The sequence below is a fragment of the Aquimarina muelleri DSM 19832 genome, assembly GCF_000430665.1.
Lineage (GTDB): Bacteria > Bacteroidota > Bacteroidia > Flavobacteriales > Flavobacteriaceae > Aquimarina > Aquimarina muelleri.
In genome coordinates this window covers 1-3227 of sequence record NZ_AUML01000083.1, presented here as the reverse complement: position 1 = coordinate 3227, position 3227 = coordinate 1, and the positions used below count along the sequence as shown (strand labels likewise).

At 34.4% G+C, this 3227-nt stretch carries 3 protein-coding genes; 2 read left to right on the top strand and 1 reads right to left on the bottom strand.

Annotation, left to right across the window (positions count from 1 at the left end):
• The first annotated feature begins 964 nt into the window (after positions 1-964).
• Together H527_RS0118520 and H527_RS0118515 are read left to right on the top strand one after the other, a co-directional pair.
• Complete coding sequence (locus H527_RS0118520; protein ID WP_027414036.1) at positions 965-2008, top strand: RHS repeat-associated core domain-containing protein; 1044 nt, start codon at positions 965-967, stop codon at positions 2006-2008.
• Positions 2009-2012: 4 nt separating this feature from the next.
• Entirely contained in the window at positions 2013-2468 is a 456-nt protein-coding gene (locus H527_RS0118515; RefSeq protein WP_027414035.1) for a hypothetical protein, read from the top strand.
• A gap of 203 nt (positions 2469-2671) precedes the next feature.
• Here H527_RS0118515 and H527_RS0118510 read toward each other — a convergent pair whose 3' ends face one another.
• Positions 2672-3034: a helix-turn-helix domain-containing protein gene (locus H527_RS0118510; protein WP_027414034.1), complete on the bottom strand. Its 363-nt coding sequence runs from the start codon at positions 3032-3034 to the stop codon at positions 2672-2674.
• Positions 3035-3227: the final 193 nt, after the last annotated feature.

Genomic DNA, 3227 nt, shown 5'->3' with positions numbered 1-3227 from the left:
CTTAGAAAAAATACCAGATCATAGCATACAAAAATTAGAAGAATTACTACCTGGATATCAAGAAAATTCTATACTGTAGTTGCTCGGATGCATACCGGTGCTGCCCTTCCTAAGGCAAAAATTTATTATTCCGCGAAAAGCTCCATAAAAATCTTTTGCCCCAGCTGCCTTGCATCCCCTCGTCGTGTTCCCAGTCTTTTTTGTGTCACGGTTTTAAAATAAAAACACGCGCCACAAAAAATCCTTACACACTTCATTGGCTCCGCCGCTTGGTCGCTGCCTACAGGATTTATATTTTGAATGGTTTATTATTTTTCAATGGATAAAATAAAAATCCTGTGGCGTATCCCTTCACTATCGTTCTCGGTCTACGTCGGCAGCTCCTCTACGCTTCGGCTGCGCCTTTGTTCCAGCGTACACGCAGTATCTTCAATCGCCAGATGGCTATGATTAATCTTAAAGCTGAAGGTCAGCCGCAACAGCAGTTGCGCACTTCAGTTTCAAGATCAATCGTTCTTACTCTTACGGAAATATATTTTAAGAAAAAGTGGAATGCGTTGGTTGATGGCTGTGGAACTTCCACTTTTTATTAAAATACTAGCCTTAATGGCGATTGAATGACCCCACAACGCTTAGAATCAGGTCTACGACACGATTATATGCGTATAATATTATAATATGTTCGGTAAAAATAGTCTGTTAGAAGTCAAAATCTTCAAGTATAGCAGTTTGTGTGCGCCTATTGTACATAAACCCTGTTATAGCCCCTGACATTAGGAAGTGCGGGTATAACAAGGATTATGTATCATAGGTTTGGTGGTGCGTTGGCAATCAAAGACGTAATTTTACTATATTTACAAGGTCGAAAGACATACGTTCTTAAAAATATTTTTTGCAGGATAAGTACCTAATCAAAACGGGGTATGCGGACAAAAAATGGTTGTAAGACTAGTTTTCCGGCGGTATGTTACTACCCAACAGGCATGGAAACAGCGGAGACTATCGTTACGGCTTCCAAGGACAAGAGATGGATAACGAAATCAAAGGAGAGGGTAACTCGCTGAATTACAAGTATCGTATGCACGACCCTAGGGTTGGGAGATTTTTTGCTAGAGACCCAATGGAAACTGTATATCCTTGGAATAGTCCTTATGCCTTTAGTGAGAATAGAGTTATCAGATTTATAGAGCTAGAAGGTTTAGAAAAAGCAGAACCCAGAGGTTTTGTAGGTACTGGCTGGGATATGTTTATAGGTGATTTTCATCATACTAGAATGCAAAATCTTGCAGCTAATCTAGGAGTTGATGAAGGTAATATTCTTGAATTAGCTAATGATACTTACGTTTTTCATAGAACATATTTTAGTGCTACAGCAGGAAAACACGAAACTGTATACTATGTTTTCAGGAAATCTAAAGAAGGAGTCTTTTTAATGACAAGTGCTGATAATGATGATTATGCACTTTCTGAAAGTCAGTTTTTAGACTCAAATATTTTAGGTAATAAAGTTATGGATGCTCCAGTTGGAGGAGGATCTGCCAAAAAAGGACTTCAAGGGCTTGTTTACTTAGGTCAGAAATCTAAAACTTATATTTTTAGGCAAGTTGTTGATGTGGCTACAGAAACAGGTAAGAAGCTCAAAAACTGGCTTGGGGAAATTAAGTTCAATGTGTCTGATGTGTCTGGAATTAGTGGAGATGTTTTGAATAAAGGTTTCCATATTCATTTTAAGAAGTTGAGAGGTTTAGAGTTGTCTCTAAAACCTGCTAGCGGAAAAATAGCTCTTGCATATATAAATGGTAGTGACGAAGCAGTTAGTGCAGCAGTAAAAATATTCAATAAAGCATTAGGGGATAAGGACTTTAGAAAATCCTTATTGGTTAAATTAAAAGAAACACAAGAAGCTTTAAGAAGTACTGCAGGTAAAACAGACGATGTAATAAAAAGAGCTGGAGATAAGGGAGCTGAAGTTCAAAGACTTATTAAGATAGTTGAAAAGATGAATTAATCTAATGATTGAATTTTTAAAACAAGGAAAAAAATTAAACAACATTCATATGGGAATGAGTGTTGAAGATGTGTATAATAAACTTGGTGAACCAGATGAAATAGTTGGGGATGATAATAATGGCTATTTACATTATAAGGAATTTAGATATGGTTATAATGTAAGTCGCAGTATATGTGAAATGTCGATTGAATTTAATTATCTGGAAAATAAATATAAGTTTAAGGGTTTAGAGAATGAGCAATATGGAGAGATTTTTTATGAATCTTTTACAATAAGCTCTAAAACTAAAATCCATAAATTTCTAAGGTTTTTAAATTATCTGAAATTATCTTGGGAGGCAGATAGCAGTGGCGATAAGGAGAATTTTACAATTAAATTAAAACCAGGGCCTTTTATAGTTTTTGATTTACAAGATGGCACACCTTTTAGGATATCAGTTATGGACGGTTATCAATAAAAAAAAGCTACTGTAAAAAGTAGCTTTTTTTATGCTTTAAAGCGAAGCAACATTTTTATTAAAGAAGTCCTTAAACCCCTGCTGGCGCCCGAATGATTGATCGCTAGTGCTCGACTCTGTCGGGTACCGTTACAGTTGTAAGAGTAATAAATAAATAAATAAAATAAATATAAAAGCTACTGTAAGAGGTAGCTTTTATTGTTTTAAGAAATAAGGTTACTCAGGTTATCTTTTAGCTTTTTCTTAGAGATAGCCATATCAATAAGTTTTAATAAAGCTTGTTTTTCATCTTCATCCAGAGAATCGATAATTTTTATTTTTTCAAGGAGTGGTAAGTTAACGTTTTCTTCTTCGCTATTGGTTTTAAAGAACTCTACCAAGGATACTTCAAATACCGTTGCTATTTTTTCAAGAGAGGGAATAGTAGGCATCACTTTACCATTTTCTACAAGAGAGTATTGCCCTTGCGGTATACCCATCTCTAAGGATACTTGTTTTTGAGAAAGGTTTTTAAGTTTCCTTAATCGTTTTATGTTCTCTGCTATGATAGCATTAGTACTACTCATATGGTTTAAATATAGTTCAAAACTAATAAAAAGATAGTTTTTATACAATAAGAGTTATTTTTATTTGTAATTAATATATTTTTAAATATATATTTGTGATGATATTAAATATATGTTTAAAGGTAAAATATAATGAAGTTACAAACCGATACTACAGACCAACTATTTTACGGCAACGAAATACTACAATTAA

What these genes read in the sequence shown, in the direction of transcription:
- H527_RS0118520 (WP_027414036.1), top strand. Translation starts at nt 965, where the DNA reads ATGTTACTACCCAACAGGCATGGAAACAGCGGAGACTATCGTTACGGC.
- H527_RS0118515 (WP_027414035.1), top strand. Translation starts at nt 2,013, where the DNA reads ATGATTGAATTTTTAAAACAAGGAAAAAAATTAAACAACATTCATATG.
- H527_RS0118510 (WP_027414034.1), bottom strand. Translation starts at nt 3,034, where the DNA reads ATGAGTAGTACTAATGCTATCATAGCAGAGAACATAAAACGATTAAGG.